Genomic DNA, 16,754 nt, shown 5'->3' with positions numbered 1-16,754 from the left:
AAGAAGGGAGACGCCGTATGAGCATCGTACTTCGAGGCATCACTTGGAATCATACCAGGGGCTATCTCCCCATGGCAGCAACATCGCAGAGATATTCGGAGCTTTATCCGGAAGTAACGATCCAATGGGAGAAGCGGACATTGCAGGAATTTGCCGATGCGCCGATTCAAGCTCTTGTAGCAACTTACGATCTATTGGTAATTGATCATCCTTGGGCAGGATATGCCGCTCACTCTGGTGCTTTATTGCCGTTAAACGAGCATTTGCCGGCTTCGTTTATGCAGGACCAAGCCAAGCATTCGGTCGGAGCGTCCCATGCCAGCTACGAGTTCGACGGACGCCAAACGGCGCTGGCCATCGATGCGGCAACCCCGGTAGCAGCCTGGCGCAGCGATGTTCTGGAACGGCTGGGTGCACAGGTCCCCGAGCGATGGGAGGGGGTCCTGTCGCTGGCAAAAAGCAACCAAGTCGTATTCCCGGCCATTCCCATCGACAGCTTAATGAACTTTTACATGTTTTGCCAAGCTCATGGGGAAGTGCCCTTCACAACCGAGGATACGGTCGTATCGCGTGAGATCGGGCAAGCGGCGCTGGAAACGCTCAGGGAGCTTGCGTCTTTGTGCCGCAAGGCCATTTTTCAAATGAACCCGATCGCGGTCTACGAATCCATGACCGCATCCGATGATATCGCGTACTGCCCGTTCGCCTATGGCTATTCCAATTATGCACGGGAAGGCTTCAGCCGTACGAAACTAGCCTTTGGCGATTTGGTTGCATTCGGAGCCAACGGTCCTCTCCGTTCCACTCTTGGCGGAACCGGACTTGCCGTGTCATCGGCGTGCGCACATCGGGAAGAAGCGCTGCGATATGCGCAATTTGCAGCGTCGCCCATTGTACAGCGTACGATTTATACGGCAGCCGGAGGCCAACCCGGTCATAGGGGGGCCTGGACGGACGAAGAGACGAATCGATGGACAGGCGGATATTTTGCACAAACGCTTCCGGCTCTGGACAGAGCTTTTGTCAGACCGCGATACAACGGATATTTGCATTTTCAGGATCATGCCGGAGATTTCGTACAGGAATACATGATGCAGGGCGGCGATACGAAGCGGATTTTGCAGCAAATGGACCGATTGTACCACGAATCGTTGACTATATCGAAGGAGAAGCAAGTATGACGACCACAACATCCGGATTCAAACCGTTAGACGGGCTGCTTGTACTGGATTTCGCCCAGTTTTTATCTGGACCTTCAGCAGCATTGCGGCTTGCCGATCTGGGCGCAAGGGTTATCAAGGTAGAACGTCCCGACGGTGGCGATTTGTGTCGAAGATTGTATGTCTCCAATTTGGAGCTGGACGGAGACAGTACGTTATTTCACTCGATTAACCGGAATAAAGAGAGTATTTCGGCTGATTTGAAGAAGCCTGAGGATTTAAGGCTCATCCGTTCATTGATCGAAAAGGCGGATGTCATGATCCAGAACTTCCGGCCTGGTGTGATCGAACGAATCGGGCTCCATTATGAAGCGGTTAGCGAATGGAACCCCCGTCTCGTATACGGGGAAATAACCGGCTATGGTACAACCGGCCCGTGGAGAAGTAAGCCGGGTCAGGATTTGCTGGTGCAGTCGCTCTCAGGACTTGCCTGGCTTAACGGCAATGCGGATCAGCCGCCGGTGCCATTCGGTTTGTCCGTAGCCGACATGTTTGCGGGAGCGCATCTGGTACAAGGCCTATTAGCTTGTTTGGTGCGCCGCTCCGTGACGGGCAAAGGCGGACGCGTGGAAGTGAGCCTGCTGGAATCGATACTGGATTTTCAGTTTGAGGTATTGACTACGCATATGAACGACGGCGGGAAGCTGCCCGAACGAAGCTCCGTGAATAATGCCAATGCATATTTGGGCGCACCGTATGGCATTTATGAGACAGAAGACGGGTACTTAGCGCTGGCGATGGGTTCAGTTGTTCAGCTCGGCAAGCTGCTCGAGTGCGAGGATCTGGAACGATTTCATGAGCCGTCCAGCTGGTTTACCCACCGCGACGGCATCAAAGCCATCCTAAGAAACCATCTGAAAAGCCGACCGACCGCTTATTGGATTTCACGGCTGGAGCCAGCGGATTATTGGTGCGCGGATGTGCTGAACTGGAAGCAGCTGCTGGAACACGAAGCGTTCCGGGAACTGAAGATGACGCAGCAAACGGTGACCGGAAACGGAGCCACGCTCACGACGACCCGCTGTCCAATACGCATAGACGGCCAACTACTGCTGTCTCCTCTAGGTGCGCCCAAGATCGGCGAGCATAATGACAAAATCATATCGGAGGTGCTGAGCGGATGATCCGTTCGCAATGGTACGAAGACTATGAGCCTGGTGCTTCGCGAGATTCCTTCGGCAGAACGATTACCGAAACGGATATCGTGATGCACGCCGGACAAACCGGAGACTTTTATCCGCATCATATGGATGCCGAGTGGTGCAAGCAGCAGGATTTCGGGCAGCGGATTGCTCACGGAACGCTTATTTTCAGTGTTGCGGTTGGCATGACAGCCACTGAAATGAATCCGGAGGCGTTCTCGTACGGCTATGACCGTCTAAGATTCGTGAAACCGGTCTTTATCGGAGATACGATCAAGGTTCGCGTGACGGTGCATGAGAAGAAGGATCACCCTAAGCGTTCCGGCTTCGGAATTGTCAGTGAGCGCTGTGAGGTGTTCAATCAGCACGGAGAGACGGTGTTGGTCTGCGACCATTTGTTAATGGTCAGGAAGAGGGCTGTGTAACAGAGAGAGGAGGACGACGCACTTGACTATCACCCGCTTGAAGCTTATATCAAGGGAATTCGAAGGCTTCGAGGCATCGTTTCGGGTCCAGGCGGACCATTTCGAGAAGCTGACCGGCTGCGTAGTGGAGCGGGAATTCGAAGAAATCCACAGGCTCTATGACCGGATGATTGCGGGGAAAGAAGCGTTAAACGGCGGACACGATTTGTTCCTGTGCGTCACGGATTGGCTGCCGGAGGCGATAGAGCAAGGGCTGCTGCTTCCGCTTGACGACCTGATCCGCGAAAATCCGCCGGAAGGCTGGCCTGATGCGTGGGCACCCAGTATGCGAGGCCTTCAAACAGGAGATGACGGCAAGGTTTACGGTATTGCTTACCATGATGGACCCGAGATGTTCATTTATCGGAGCGATTGGTTCACCGACCCGTCGGAGCAGGAAAGCTTTGCAAGCCGATTCGGGTATCCGCTCGACGTGCCAGTGACCTGGAAGCAGTTTGTTCATGTCGCGCAGTTTTTTACCCGTCCCGAGAAGGAGATGTATGGCGCATTAACGGCATCGTATCCCGATGGGCATAATAATGTGTATGATTTTTTGATCCATCTATGGAGTCGCGGAGGCGAGCTGGTCACGGCGGATTGGCAGCCTGCCTTTCACGAAGCTGCTGGTCGGGAAGCGCTGCAATTTCTGGTGGATTTGATCCACAAATATGAAGTAGTACCCAAGGCGGCTCTTACGATGGACAGTGTCCGAAGCGGGCATCATTTTGCCCAGGGCGGCATTGCGATGATGTGGAACTGGGCGGGCTTTGCCGCCGTAGCGGAAATGCCGGGAATGTCACGTATAGCCGGCAAAGTTCGCACCGGTCTAATTCCAAAAGGCGATGGGCCTGGCGGACGGCATATGTCTCTGAATATTTATTGGATTCTTGGTATTGCAGCAGGCAGCACTCAACCGGAGATGGCCTACCGGTTCTTGAACGAGACGGCTTCGGCAGCCATGGATAAGGTGACCTCGATGTCGGGCGGCAACGGTACGCGTCTGTCCACGTGGAGAGATGAGGAAGTAAGGAAGCAATTCCCGTATTATGAGCAGATTGAGGCGGTACATCAGAATGTGAAGAGCCCGCTGCCGATTCCGGAATATCCGGCCATTAACGAGGTACTCTCCCAGATGGTTGACGATGCTTTGCAGCTTCGCTTGGAAGTGCCGGAGGCACTCTCAAGGGCAGCCGGGCAGGTAGATGATATATTGAGGCGGTCCGGTTATCGTCAAAACAAGGAGGAATAGAAAATGTATGCCGATAAGGGAACCGCTGGGCGCCTGGATATAGACTATAAGCCTAAACTGCCGCGAGATCTAACCAAAGGGATAGGAATAGTTGGAGCGGGGGAAATTGTCATTCACGCGCATCTTCCCGCCTACCGAATGGCAGGGTTTCACGTCATCGGCATCTATGATAAGGATCATGCCAAAGCGGAATCGGCGGTGAGCGGCTATCCGGGAATGCTCGTATTCGCTTCCTTGGAAGCGCTCCTTGAGCACCCGGACGTTCAAATCGTCGATATCGCCGTTCCCGCAGGGCATCAGCCGGAAATAGCGAAGCAGGCGGCTCGGCAAGGAAAGCATCTGCTGTGTCAAAAGCCGCTTGCCGAGACCTATGAACAAGCAAAGGAGCTCGTTGAAGTATTCGCCGCGCACGGGATTAAAGCCGCCGTCAATCAGCAGATGCGCTGGTCTCCGGGCATTCAGGCCAGCCGCTCGATCATGGAGCGAGGATGGTTGGGTGAGCCTTTGCAGGCAGCCATTCAAGTCAATGTTCATACTCCGTGGGAAAATTGGCCTTGGCTTACACACATTTCAACGCTGGAGGTTATGTATCACAGCATTCATTATTTGGATTCAATCCGCTATGTTCTCGGACTTCAGCCGGAATATGTATATGCCGACGGCGCCCGATTTCCCGGACAACCTTATCGCGGAGAGACGCGTACCTTGATTCATCTGAAATTCCCGGGAGAGGTCCGGGCTCTAATCCACGATAATCATAACAATCGGATGCCGCAGGAAGATTGGTATGCCACCTTCCGATTCGAAGGAACGGAAGGAATCGTCAAAGGAACGAACGGTGCGCTATACAACTATCCCACGGGGAAGGAGGATACGATCAGTCTCTACAGCGAACGTCTAGAGAAGGGATGCTTGTATACGCCGAATCTAGAGGGACGATGGTTTCCGCATGCTTTCATGGGAACGATGGGGGAGCTGATGCGTGCCATTGAAGAAAACAGAGAACCGGTGAACAACGCTGCAGACAATCTGATTACATTGCAGACCGTCTTCGCCGCCTATCGTTCGATGGAAAGTAACCGGCCTGTTTATTTGGAAGAAATAGATCGATTACCCGTGACCTAAGGCTTGCCCTCGGGTCTTTTACTTTTGAATGGGAAAAGTGCTTCGCGTTCGGAGATAGAGCAGGATAGTTGGAATGAAGATAAGCTGGCACAGCTGAAGAAGCATACGCCAGCTTTTTATTTGTGACGACGACGGTTCTTTTTGGATCGCAGCACACGCTCAATCGTCCGCTTCATGAGTACGCCAGCCCGGTTCCAGCTTAAGCGCGTCACGTCTCTACGTCCCCGGCGGCCTTTCTGCTTGCACAGCCTAGGATTTTTGTATGCTTTCCTCATGATTTTTCTTAAACTATTCAAATTGGGTTCAGCCCATTGTTGTCCCTTCTGTGCAAACAGGCTGCTGAATTTTCTGGAGATGCTGTGCTTGCTTCTCATGCTGACGGAGGGGTTCTGCAGCCGATATGGAACCAGAAACGAATTGCGCCTGGTCAAAAAGTCCATTTGCCCGCCCCAGCCTGTAGCAATTACGGGCACACCGCTTGCCAAGGATTCCAAGTAAGGCAAACCGACACCTTCGCCGCGAGAGGGGAGGACGAAGGCATTTCCAAGCGTATATAGGCCTTTCAGTTGTCTTTCCTTGAGCCGGCGGCCGATAACGACAACGGGAGCCGTTGCTTTTTTAATACCTAGCCTCTTTTTGTATCGGCTTATTTTCTTTTTAACCCACCTTTCATTCTCATATCGAGCAAATCCATTCGTTTTTATCACAAGAACCACTTTATCTTTTGCGGAAAACTCTCGCCAATACGCCCTTAACAGGCCTTCCGGATTTTTTCGGTGTTGAAATGTAAAAATGGATACAAAAGTAAACCTCTTGCCTGCTCTCGCAAGACGCATCTTTCTATTCTTCGGGTGAAATGCTCTGGTGTTTACCCCATGGGGAACGATAAAGATCGGGACCTTTACGCCGCTTCTCCTCAAAGCTCTTTTATTATGGAGGGACGGCACGCAGATCGCATCAAATTTGTTCATGGAGGATAGCCAGTTTTTGGGTGTTCTGCTTGTTTCCCATACCGTATTTAAAATAATTCTATCGTAGGCGGCCAGTCGTTTCTTCCAAGGAAAACGGCTGGGATTATGGTGGTAAATGAGTACCTTCTTACCTCCGGATGCGGTTGCGCGATGCTTGGAACCGCCTGTTTTCACAGCAACACCTTGTCTTCGGAGTGCACGCGCATAAGACCTGCTCGCAACTCCGAGACCGCTAGCTTTGTTTATGGGTCCTACCCATACAACACGATACGGCTTCACCTCTTCACCACCTTGGCCAATTGATAATCATACTCTTGTCTTTCTGGCACGAATGTGTCGAACTTATGCTTTATGAGTTATAGTATGTTGGGACAATAAAAGGGAATGGGCTATGCTTCCCACAATTTTTTTCGGTGGAATGCTGATTTATGATGAATTCGGCTATTCCCATGACGGATGTCGCTACGTATTTTGGTAGTACCGGGGAGGTGGAGCGGCTATGTCCATATCCAAGCGTATGTTAGCCCAAAATACAAGATACAGGACAACGTATTATCTTATAAACGGCGATTCCAAAGGAACTACCGTCATGATAACAGCAGGTGTTCACGGATCGGAACGGGCGGGCATGCTGGCAGCCAATCGTTTCGTTCAGCTGCTTCAAAAGAAGGTCATCCAAATTCACGGCGGCAGGATCATTATCGTTCCTATCGTTAATCAGATAGCAGCAAAGCAGCGTAGACGGGGGAACCCCGATTTGAACCGCACGTTCCCTAAGATCGGGTCTAATACAGCGAGACACCCGTTATCGGCGGCGTTATTTCGTTTGGCCATGCAAAACAAGCCGGCATGGTACATTGATCTTCATGAAGCAACCGGATTATCGCAAAAAAAACGCGGTGCATTAGGGCAAACACTAATAATCAATCCGTCCGGCAAAGCCGGGCCTGCCGCTGGCAAGGTTATTGCGAAAGTGAATCGGTCCATCAAACAAAATGTGCGGCATTTTAACCTGCTTAGACATGATTTGCCAGGTTCAGGACGATCTGCCGCGTTTCATTTTTTGAAAGCTAAGGCCATTACGGTGGAGACCGGAATCAGTCTGCCTATTCAGGATAGGGTGAAATACCAGTTGGATATTTTGCGCAGCATTCTTGGAGAGTCCGGATTGCTCAAGCGCGTCGCGAGCGTGACCCCGGTTCGCAAAGAGAGCAAGCAGGGAGCGGCAGAAATAGTCAAACGCGTTGTGAGCGTGACCCCGGCTCGCAAAGAGAGTAAGCCAGGAGCAGCAGAAACAGTTAAGCGCGTCGTGACCCCGGTTCGTAAAGAGAGCAAGCCGGGAGCAACAGAAACAGCTAAGCGCGTTGTGAACGTGACCCCGGCTCGCAAAGAGAGCAAGCCGGGAGCAACAGAAACAGTTAAGCGCGTCGTGAGCGTGACCCCGGTTCGCAAAGAGAGTAAGCCAGGCGCAGCAGAAACAGTTAAGCGCGTAGTCGGCCCGGTTCGCAAGGAAAGCAAGCAGGGCGCAGCAGAAACAGTTAAGCGCGTCGTGACCCCGGTTCGCAAAGAGAGCAAGCCGGGAGGGGCAGAAACAGTTAAGCGCGTCGTAAGCCCGCCTCGCAAAGAGAGCAAGCCGGGAGGGGCAGAGACAGCCAAACGCGTAGTTGGCCCAGCTCGCAAGGAAAGCAAGCCGGGAGCGGCAGAAACAGTCAAACGCGTAGTCGGCCCAGCTCGCAAGGAAAGCAAGCCGGGAGCGGCAGAAACAGTCAAACGCGTAGTCGGCCCAGCTCGCAAGGAAAGCAAGCCGGGGGCGGCAGAAACAGCCAAACGCGTAGTTGGCCCGCCTCGCAGGGACAGCCAGGGAGCTGCTGAGTCAATCAAGTTTAGGGCAGTTAACAAGATGATGACTCCGACTGTTAATGCGCGACATAACCTGGTATTACATCCATTATCTGGAATATTCCTTAACGAGAACAAAGTTAGAAGCTTTGGAAGTTTTGGAGCTTGGTTGCTTAAAGGGAAGCTCAGATGATCTTTTATCATCTGGGCTATTGTTGTTTTTCCAGCAGTAGGAGCCTTCCTTTCAATGGATGAAGGAAATATAAAGCGTTTAATAGCTTGCCAGAGCAAGAATAAATTCGTTATTATATTTCCATATGATGGTTATTGGCTTCAACTATTCGATAAGGAGTACACCTATTTATGGAAATATTACAAACCATTTTGCAACAAAAAGAAGTTCAATATGAAATCATTCATCACGATAAACCAATCCGTATTGCACAGGAAGGTGCCGATTATTTTGGTATTGAATTAGGCCAAACCGCACCAACTTTAGTTCTCAAGTCAGACAAAGGCTACTTTGCAGTGATTGTTTCCGGCGATCGCGGTCGAGTGAATTTTGAAGATATCGTGGGGCTAATTGGATGCAGCCAGCTGAAAATGGCTTCCCCGAAAGAAGTTCAACAGATAACCGGCTATGCTGTAGGGAGTGTTGCTTTAGTCCTTTCATTGCCTTGTATCGTTGATAGAGGACTTTTCCGTTATCCGTTTATTTACGGCGGTACGGGGGAGCCGGCATCGACTTTGAAGATGGCTCCTAATGACTTAGAAAAAGTAAATCAAGTCGTCGCTTTTTTGGAAATGACTTCCTAGAAGGTCACCATCATTTTCTCCTTCTTTACAATTTAATATCTTGACACTTCCGGCGGTTTAAAGGAAAATATGGGGTGTAAGCGATTTCCATATGCTGGTATCAGGTAACGGGTAGAGTCCATGAGAAAACCCGGATGTTACATTCTCGCCTTGAGGTGAGGGTGCTAATGTCCGGTTTTTTTATTTCATCGGGCTTGTTACCTGCAGAAAGGAGGAGAGGCTGAACAAGCGAGACTACATGTCTTTTTGATACAGCATGAAGACAACTCCGAGTCCCATAATATGAGTCCATTAGGAGGTATCAGTATGGTTAATGTTCAAGCTTTCCGCTTTATGAAAAAGCAGTTCAAATTTGTCGCGTCGTTTGTCCTGGCGATTCTTATTTCGGCACTGCCCGTTTTGCCTGTCTTTGCGGCAACTCCCGGGAAAACAGTAAACGCATCGGCAACCCTCGCATACAACCTCAAGGGACTTAAACACAACGTGGCCATTCAGAAAGCATATATCGCTTCGACATATGTTTACGTTACACAGCGCTCTGGAGGAACGTGCTATCTGTCAAGATTGCTCATTAACGGAAACGACGCTACTTACGTGGATGAAATGACAGTCACCAATGCCGGGCATTGCCAGACGCTTGACATGTATACTTATAACGGAATCAATTACTTTTATTTCAGCTCTAAAGCGGATCCTTCAACATCATATTACTGGTCTCTCCAGGTAGCAAGACTTCAGTACTCGGCCGGAGCCACCTATGATTATACGGATCTTCATCGGTTTACGTATATGAACTACGCCAATGAGACCGGCACAAGCTTGGGAACAACCTACCGTGTCGATGGCGGCGGCAACAGCACGCATACGGTATTCCGTGTACAAACTACCGACGGTAAAGTAACTTGGTCGATCTACGACACAGTAAAGCTGAACCAGCTTCTCGACAGCAATGAACAGATTCGATTGGACAGTGCAGCGGCTGTCAGCGCATGCATTACCAGCTTTTCGCAGACCGGCAGTGCTATTGTCAGACCGAACGGTTCTTTCCAGGGGGCGGATATGCTCAGCAATACGGAAATCTATACGTCGGGCGGCGCGGAAGGCGATACTCCGCAGATTGCGATGATGTCCAACACCGGCGCTTACAAAACCCTGGCGAACATCACCAATGTGGGAACTCACGAAATCGAGGGAGTACAGACAAAGAACGGAAATGTATATTTTACTATCGTTACAGACCCGGTAAATAAACAAAATACCCAGAAAATTTATTACGTTTCCGACAGCATATTTTAATAGCATCTAAAACAGAGCGATCCTTTCTGATATCAGGAAGGGTCGCTTTACTGTCTGTCCTGCTTTTTGAAGTCAAAAAATGATAGTATCGCAGACTAAAATGAACGAAATCCACTATAGTAAGTTAAGCGGCAAGTATTATTATTGTAGAAAAAGATGAATTGATGAGGCAGTTGATGTTCAAATTCAATAGGCTTGAATTAAACTATCGTAATAAGCTTATCATTACCTTTGTTCTGGTCGTGTTTTTGCCGTCCATAGTTATGCATTACATCACCTACATGAATTCAACGCAAACGATGAAAACGAAAATCAACGATCTCGTAACCCATCATTTGATTCAAACGAACAAGCATTTGAACGCTACCTTATCCATGTATGAGGATACGCTATACCAATTAATGTTAAACGAAGAGGTTGTCCATTCTACTAAAAAAATGCTGTACGGCTCTGATTTTGAGCAGTTGGTTAACTCCGATACGCTGCAACGAATATTCGAAGGATATACGAATTCCAAAGCCGGGATTCGCGGCTTCACCTTTTTCGATAAGAATGGGAACATCCTGTTATCGTACGATAAGGACACGGATATGACCTGGAATCCGGAACGGGAAGGCACGCCGTTTCTTTTGATCATGAAGCTTAACGGCATGCAGGAGGAACCTCTCATAACCGCTGCGGAAAAACTGAAAACGGACAGCAAGGATGCGCAATACGGCTTTCATATTGCCCGGAAACTGTTCGGCATTTCATCCGGCCGGCTGGAGAGGATGGGCTACATCGTCATGACGCTGGAGGAGTCGGTTTTGGCGAACGCGATCAGCAACACTTCAGCAGCTTCATCGCCAAATGGCATCGATAGTACCATTTACCTCATTGACGCGAATAACATCATCGTCTCTTCTCCTGATAAAAGTAAGATCGGAGCCCGATTTGATGATCTGCTGGACGACACAACGATGCGTTTTTCGGACAGCAGTCTTCCTGAAGCAGCCGTCATTCTAGGGCAGGCCTCCGTTCTCAACCATTATCCCAATGAGAAAACCGGATGGACTATTGTAAACGTTACCAGTGAAAAGAAGATGTTTGCAGAGCTGTACGCCATGCAGAAGCTTAACATTTGGACGGGGAGCGTAGTCTTTCTGTTTTCCACGCTGCTTATCGTTTATTTCTCGGGACTGCTGACCCGATCGATCCATACCATCGTCAACGCAATGAAGCAGACGGAGCATGGCAATCTGAATGTAAAGGTCGAGGAGCGCACCGGCGACGAAATATCCATTATTGCTGCAAGCTACAATAAAATGATGGAGACGATCAACGAACTGATGGAAGAAACGAAATGTGCTGTGCAAAAGCAGAAAGAATCGGAAATCCGTTCCTTGGAGGCACAGATCAACCCGCATTTTTTGTATAATACGCTGGACTCGATCAACTGGATGGCTATTGAAAAAGACGAGCATGACATCAGCCGTATGCTGAAAGGGCTTGCGCTCATTCTTCGATACAGTATCAGTCACAGCAACAAGATGGTCCCGCTGGCCAAGGAGCTGGAGTGGCTCGAGCATTATTTGTATTTGCAAAAGCATCGTTTCAACGATTCCTTTCAATATTACGTCCATCTGAAGCCTGAACTGAATGAAGCCAAGCTATATAAACTGCTGCTTCAGCCTTTTGTGGAGAATTCGCTTGTGCATGGTTTTGCAGGAATGAAGACAGGAGCAGAGCTCCATATCCGTTTTTATATCACAGAAATACAGCGTTTATGTATTGAAATAGAAGACAACGGCTGCGGGATGGATGAAGCTTCGGTAAGCAGCATGCAGCATGGCAGCCTTGATCCCGATAAGTCGGATGCTGCAGGCAGCGGTATCGGCGTCCGCAATGTTATGGACCGGCTGCATCTCTATTACGGGGAAGCGGCGGAGTGCAGGATCATGAGTCAAAAGGGCTGCGGCACGAAAGTAACGCTGCTGTTACCCATACAATTCGATAATCCGAAGGAGGCTGTGATGGATAATGAGAATCGTAATCGTGGAGGATGAAGAGAAAATACGCTATAGCATTGTCCGTTTCATCCATAAAGTAAGCGATGCCTATCAGGTAGTCGGGGAGTGCGAGAACGGGGATGTTGGACTGGGCACGATCCGGAGGTTGAAGCCGGATTTGATCATTACGGATATTCGGATGCCGGTCATGAACGGGATTGAGATGCTGGAGAAGCTGAAGGAGGGCGGGGGATCACCTCCTAGGACGATCATCTTGAGCGGCTATTCCGATTTTGAATATGCCCGCAAGGCGCTTCAATTCGGTACAGTGATTGAATATTTGCTTAAGCCGGTTACAGCGGATGATTTAAAGCAGGCTCTATTGAGAGCGGAAGCAGAATGCTCGTCATCGTATATAGACGGACGTTCGCCGGATCGTGAAGACTGGATCAAGCAGCTTCTTGCGGAAGCGGAGTGGGATTGGGATCATGTTCCTCCTAGCATCAAACCGTGGCTGGCAGACGATGCGGCTGTGGACGGTTATACAGCATCCGTCTATCTAGGCAAGGAGTACGAACAGTCTGTGACGGTGGTAAAAGAAAGGTTGCGCAGCGCCTTGAAACAAGAACCAAGTGTGCAGGAGGTTGTGATGGAAAATTTTCCTGAGCATAGCGAAATCATGATCTATTTGCAACGTACGCCATTCTCGGCATCGTATCGTCCGAATGTATTGTGGGAACACTTGCATGCGCAGCTTCGGTCTTTGTCATTAGATGATTTGGTGGTGACGTGGGCGCATGTACCCCAATTCCGTCAGCTGAAAGAAGCCTTCTTGGAAGCGAGAGCCATTCGCAAATGGTCACTTGTTCAGAACTGCCGTTGTTACAACCGCGAATTCATTGAGAAGCTTCCTGACAAACCATTCGCCTATCCGGCACAGAAGGAGTGGAGCATTAAGGAAGCGGTCTCCAATCGCGATCAAGAGAAGCTGATGCAGCAGGCGGACTGCTTTGTTAGTCAATGCATGAGCGAGGCTGTAGATCCGCAAGATGTCATCGACGCGGGCATTCGTCTGGTCTCGGCGATGCTTCATGTAGCAGGTGCGGTACTTGGCGAAGCGCTTGGACCGGGGGAGATCTACCACCGGCTGTCACTAGTTCAAACCCCAAACGAACTTCGCTGCGTCCTAAGAGAAACTGTCGATAGAATTGGCGCAGCCTTCGATCGGACCCCATCATCCTATAGCCTTGTTATCAACAAATGCCTGAAGATTATTAAAGACCGGTATCATTCGGGCATCACGCTGGAGGCATTGGCTCATTCCTTGCACATTACTCCCGAGTATTTAAGCTCCTTGTTCCAAAAGGAACTGGGCATATCTTTTACAGCGTTTCTTAAAGATACTAGAATTACTAGAGCTAAGCAGCTGCTGATCGGAAGCGGGCTAAAAACATTTGAAGTCGCAGAGCGGGTAGGGTATTCGGATGCCAAATATTTCTCTCGCGTGTTCAAAGAAATGACAGGAACGACGCCGGGAGAATTTCAGAGGCTTCACCGGTAAGCTGACATGAGAGGCAGCTGCCTATAAAAGAAATCATGAGAAAGAGATTAATTCAGTCCACTTTTCTTAAAATGTTACCGTTACCATCCCGCCGTCATACGAGTAAGATCGTATTAATAGGCAGCGAATTTAAGAATCAGGAGGTTGGATCGATTAATGAAAAAGGTATGGAAGAATAGCTGTTTGATAGGCTCTGCGCTCGTCCTTTTGGCAGGGTGCTACGGCGGAGAAGGAGGTCAGGCAGGAGGAACGGCCGAAACGGCTTCAACACAAACCAATTTGCCTCCGGCAGAGAATGAATTGTTCATTTTTACCGCCTGGCCCGCTTATTTCGTCAAGGAAGAGATCTTCGAACAGCAGGTCGGCCAATTTATTAAGAAGAAGTTTCCGGATATTAAAATCAAGCATGTAGCCTGGGATAACCCCGGCAGACGGTATGAAGATCTGATTGCAGCAGGCACGATTCCCGATATCGTCTTCGATGAGGTCCGCCGCAATACGTACCGCCAAGTTCGCAGGTTCAAGATGGAATATGACATGACCGAGATGATTAAGAAATACAACTTTGATACGAGCAAGCTGAACCCGGCCGATATGCAGCATTCCATCAATACGTCGGACGGCAAATTGTATTCGCTTCCTTTTAACTCTAACGAGTGGGTCCTGCTGTACAACAAGGATATTTTCGACAAGTTCGGAGTCGATTACCCCAAAGACGGTATGACTTGGGATGAGGCTTACGAATTGGCCAAAAAGCTGACAAGGCAGGACGGAGACATCACTTACAAAGGATTTCAGATGAATCCAGCCCATTATCTGCGATTTAATCAGCTGTCGGAGCCCGGACTCGATCCTAACGAGAATAAGGCTTCCATGGTGACGGATAACTGGAAGAAAATTGCAGACAATATTAGACGGTTCTATGATATCCCGGGCAATCAGCTGGTGAAGACGAATGATTTTGCCAAGGAAAAAATTGCGATGATCGTCGATTCGATGGAAAATGTGACCAAAATCGTCAATGGTAATAAAAAACTGAACTTCGATATGTCCTCCGTGCCCGTATTTCCGGAAGCTCCGAAGTCCAAATTTCAGCCTAATACGAACGGAATGTTCATTACGAATCAATCGACCAAGAAGGACTTGGCGTTTCAAGTGATTGCTTACCTGTTATCTCCGGAGGTGCAGATTGAAATGTCCAAGCAAGGCGTGATGTCACCGCTGCTGGATCCCGCCGTTCAGCAAGCTTATGGACAACTCGTGCCGGAGTGGAGAGGCAAGCGAGTCCAATCGCTCTTTGCTTTGAACAGTGCGAAGCCGCCGTTACGGAAGCCGGGTCTTACCTTTATCAACGAAAATACGGACATGGTGTGGAAGCTCATCTCGACAGAATCCAAAGATAGTCTTACCGCCCTCCGAATGACCAACGATTCGATGAACAAAGGGATCGAGGAGACCATCAAAATTCAGAAGGAAGGCGGCATCAGCGAATACGAATAGCTAGTGGAGGAGCAAACATGCCTGATTGGGCATTGACAGTCAGGAAGCTTGCATCTAAACTGAATGGGAGCAATACATGTTGTATATAACATATATCAAAGTGAAGTAGATATCTTTGCCTGAAGGGAGAATAGTAATGCCAAATTACAGCTTTCAAACCGCCCGTAGAATTATAAGCGGTGCAGGGTCTTTGCAGTCGTTGAAGGAATATATTCATGAGCTGGGACCACTGAGGAGAGTTCTCATTTTTACCCAACCCAGCGTCGAGAGACTGGGGTATGTCGCTTTACTTACCAAGCAGCTGGATGAATTGAACATCAGCTGGGAAGTGAATAAGGAAATCAAACCTGAGCCGACGGCCGAGCAGCTGACCGAAATCTTCAGTGATATCCAATCGGACATCCCGGACGCCCTCATCGGATTTGGAGGCGGTAGCGTTCTGGACGCGGTCAAGCTGTTATCGGTCCTGTTTACCAATCCTATGCCGGTTACTGAAATGCTGGGTGTGGATAAGATTCCAAACAGAGGCATTCCGATGATGCTGATTCCCACGACTTCAGGCACCGGCTCGGAAGTAACGCCAAACGCTATCGTCACGCTGCCTAAGGAAGAGCTGAAGATAGGCGCGGTAAGCAAATGGCTGCTCCCACATTTGGCCGTGCTTGATCCTCTGGTTACGCTGGAGCTTCCCAAAGCCATTACGGCTTCGACGGGGATGGATGCATTCACACATTCGTTGGAATCCTATATTTCCAACAAAGCGAATCCGCTAAGCGATGCGTTCGCCCTTCAATCCATCCGGCTGATATCGGGCAGCATCACGTCCGCGTATCATGAAGGCGGCTCGGTGCGCGCCCGCGGGGACATGCTGATGGGGTCCATGCTCGGCGGCATGGCATTGACGGGGGCCGGCACGGCTGCGGTACACGCCATGGCCTATCCATTGGGCGGGAAATATCATATCCCTCACGGTGTTGCCAATTCGATGCTGCTGCCGCATGTGATGAATTACATTTTGGATGCGATTGAAGAGCGGCTGATGGAAGTTGGTATAGCGATGGGGCTTGGATCGGCTGGCGATTCGCGAAGCGAGGTGGCCGAGCGCGTCGTCCAACAGATCGAAGCTTGGACGAAGGAGCTGCAAATCCCGCAAAATTTAAGCGAGTTCGGAGTCACCGATTCGGATATCAGCGCGCTGGCCGCTGCAGCGTCCCAGGTGACACGCCTCATGAGCAACAATCGAAAGGAGCTCAGCATTCCGGATTTGGAGCGGATTTACCGTAAGCTGCTGCCATAATACCAGGTCGGACAGGACCTTGCAGCTTCGGGACTTTGCTCAGGGTTTAAAAAGATTTGTCAATATCACAGGGTTCTCGACAAGCTAAGCAGACGGCCGTATTGGCTGCCTGCTTTTTTGCATGCAATGAATCAAGAACGAAATCGGAGCATAGCCCATATTTACAATAAATCTAAACGCCAGGTTAAGAAAGTACATCGTTTGTAAAGATATTTCTCTAGTTCCGCTGCCATGCATTCGCTACACTTAGGTAGTGTAAGGACTCCAGGCTGGAAGGACCAATAAT

General features: G+C 49.7%; 13 protein-coding genes. 12 read left to right on the top strand and 1 reads right to left on the bottom strand.

Going from position 1 to position 16,754, the window contains the following annotated elements:
* The first annotated feature begins 71 nt into the window (after nucleotides 1-71).
* From DVH26_RS23210 to DVH26_RS23190, 5 genes are read left to right on the top strand one after another with little or no spacing between them, the layout of a single operon-like run.
* Nucleotides 72-1,181, top strand: a complete 1,110-nt coding sequence (locus DVH26_RS23210; protein WP_239625908.1) for an ABC transporter substrate-binding protein — start codon at nucleotides 72-74, stop codon at nucleotides 1,179-1,181.
* Nucleotides 1,178-2,344 carry a CaiB/BaiF CoA transferase family protein gene (locus DVH26_RS23205; RefSeq protein ID WP_239625906.1) on the top strand — a complete coding sequence of 389 codons (1,167 nt, stop codon included), beginning with the start codon at nucleotides 1,178-1,180 and terminating at the stop codon, nucleotides 2,342-2,344. Before DVH26_RS23210 ends, DVH26_RS23205 begins: the two co-directional genes overlap by 4 nt.
* The gene (locus tag DVH26_RS23200) at nucleotides 2,341-2,787 is read left to right on the top strand and encodes a MaoC family dehydratase (RefSeq protein ID WP_239625904.1); all 447 of its coding nucleotides are present in this window, start codon (nucleotides 2,341-2,343) and stop codon (nucleotides 2,785-2,787) included. Before DVH26_RS23205 ends, DVH26_RS23200 begins: the two co-directional genes overlap by 4 nt.
* Nucleotides 2,788-2,809: 22 nt before the next feature.
* Nucleotides 2,810-4,075: an extracellular solute-binding protein gene (locus DVH26_RS23195; protein WP_239625901.1), complete on the top strand. Its 1,266-nt coding sequence runs from the start codon at nucleotides 2,810-2,812 to the stop codon at nucleotides 4,073-4,075.
* A gap of 3 nt (nucleotides 4,076-4,078) precedes the next feature.
* Nucleotides 4,079-5,200 carry a Gfo/Idh/MocA family protein gene (locus DVH26_RS23190; RefSeq protein ID WP_239625899.1) on the top strand — a complete coding sequence of 374 codons (1,122 nt, stop codon included), beginning with the start codon at nucleotides 4,079-4,081 and terminating at the stop codon, nucleotides 5,198-5,200.
* Nucleotides 5,201-5,316: 116 nt separating this feature from the next.
* Here the strand turns inward: DVH26_RS23190 and DVH26_RS23185 are convergent, their stop codons facing one another.
* On the bottom strand, nucleotides 5,317-6,036 hold the full coding sequence (locus DVH26_RS23185; RefSeq protein ID WP_239635465.1) for a glycosyltransferase: 720 nt from the start codon (nucleotides 6,034-6,036) through the stop codon (nucleotides 5,317-5,319).
* Between the two features lie 634 nt (nucleotides 6,037-6,670).
* Here DVH26_RS23185 and DVH26_RS23180 point away from each other — a divergent pair.
* From DVH26_RS23180 to DVH26_RS23150, 7 genes are all read left to right on the top strand, one after another.
* Nucleotides 6,671-8,203, top strand: coding sequence for a succinylglutamate desuccinylase/aspartoacylase family protein (locus DVH26_RS23180; protein WP_239625897.1), 1,533 nt, complete (start codon nucleotides 6,671-6,673; stop codon nucleotides 8,201-8,203).
* 170 nt (nucleotides 8,204-8,373) lie between these two features.
* On the top strand, nucleotides 8,374-8,826 hold the full coding sequence (locus DVH26_RS23175; RefSeq protein ID WP_239625894.1) for an aminoacyl-tRNA deacylase: 453 nt from the start codon (nucleotides 8,374-8,376) through the stop codon (nucleotides 8,824-8,826).
* A 306-nt stretch (nucleotides 8,827-9,132) separates the two neighbouring features.
* Entirely contained in the window at nucleotides 9,133-10,122 is a 990-nt protein-coding gene (locus tag DVH26_RS23170; protein WP_239625892.1) for a helveticin J family class III bacteriocin, read from the top strand.
* A 176-nt stretch (nucleotides 10,123-10,298) separates the two neighbouring features.
* Entirely contained in the window at nucleotides 10,299-12,167 is a 1,869-nt protein-coding gene (locus DVH26_RS23165; RefSeq protein ID WP_239625890.1) for a cache domain-containing sensor histidine kinase, read from the top strand.
* Nucleotides 12,142-13,671 (top strand): response regulator transcription factor, encoded by a 1,530-nt coding sequence (locus tag DVH26_RS23160; protein ID WP_239625888.1) that lies wholly within the window; start codon nucleotides 12,142-12,144, stop codon nucleotides 13,669-13,671. The genes DVH26_RS23165 and DVH26_RS23160 overlap by 26 nt, the downstream gene beginning before the upstream one ends.
* A 156-nt stretch (nucleotides 13,672-13,827) precedes the next feature.
* Nucleotides 13,828-15,171 carry an ABC transporter substrate-binding protein gene (locus tag DVH26_RS23155; protein ID WP_239625886.1) on the top strand — a complete coding sequence of 448 codons (1,344 nt, stop codon included), beginning with the start codon at nucleotides 13,828-13,830 and terminating at the stop codon, nucleotides 15,169-15,171.
* 136 nt (nucleotides 15,172-15,307) lie between these two features.
* On the top strand, nucleotides 15,308-16,468 hold the full coding sequence (locus DVH26_RS23150) for an iron-containing alcohol dehydrogenase (RefSeq protein ID WP_239625884.1): 1,161 nt from the start codon (nucleotides 15,308-15,310) through the stop codon (nucleotides 16,466-16,468).
* Nucleotides 16,469-16,754 lie beyond the last annotated feature (286 nt).

It is taken from the genome of Paenibacillus sp. H1-7, from assembly GCF_022354825.1.
Taxonomy (GTDB): Bacteria; Bacillota; Bacilli; order Paenibacillales; family NBRC-103111; genus Paenibacillus_S.
This window is presented reverse-complemented; position numbering and strand designations above follow the sequence as displayed.

Excerpts from the sequence above, each read along its gene's own strand:
- DVH26_RS23210 (WP_239625908.1), top strand. The coding sequence starts at position 72 with ATGGCAGCAACATCGCAGAGATATTCGGAGCTTTATCCGGAAGTAACG.
- DVH26_RS23175 (WP_239625894.1), top strand. The coding sequence starts at position 8,374 with ATGGAAATATTACAAACCATTTTGCAACAAAAAGAAGTTCAATATGAA.
- DVH26_RS23155 (WP_239625886.1), top strand. The coding sequence starts at position 13,828 with ATGAAAAAGGTATGGAAGAATAGCTGTTTGATAGGCTCTGCGCTCGTC.
- DVH26_RS23180 (WP_239625897.1), top strand. The coding sequence starts at position 6,671 with ATGTCCATATCCAAGCGTATGTTAGCCCAAAATACAAGATACAGGACA.
- DVH26_RS23170 (WP_239625892.1), top strand. The coding sequence starts at position 9,133 with ATGGTTAATGTTCAAGCTTTCCGCTTTATGAAAAAGCAGTTCAAATTT.
- DVH26_RS23150 (WP_239625884.1), top strand. The coding sequence starts at position 15,308 with ATGCCAAATTACAGCTTTCAAACCGCCCGTAGAATTATAAGCGGTGCA.
- DVH26_RS23205 (WP_239625906.1), top strand. The coding sequence starts at position 1,178 with ATGACGACCACAACATCCGGATTCAAACCGTTAGACGGGCTGCTTGTA.
- DVH26_RS23200 (WP_239625904.1), top strand. The coding sequence starts at position 2,341 with ATGATCCGTTCGCAATGGTACGAAGACTATGAGCCTGGTGCTTCGCGA.
- DVH26_RS23190 (WP_239625899.1), top strand. The coding sequence starts at position 4,079 with ATGTATGCCGATAAGGGAACCGCTGGGCGCCTGGATATAGACTATAAG.
- DVH26_RS23185 (WP_239635465.1), bottom strand. The coding sequence starts at position 6,036 with ATGCGTCTTGCGAGAGCAGGCAAGAGGTTTACTTTTGTATCCATTTTT.
- DVH26_RS23165 (WP_239625890.1), top strand. The coding sequence starts at position 10,299 with ATGTTCAAATTCAATAGGCTTGAATTAAACTATCGTAATAAGCTTATC.
- DVH26_RS23160 (WP_239625888.1), top strand. The coding sequence starts at position 12,142 with ATGAGAATCGTAATCGTGGAGGATGAAGAGAAAATACGCTATAGCATT.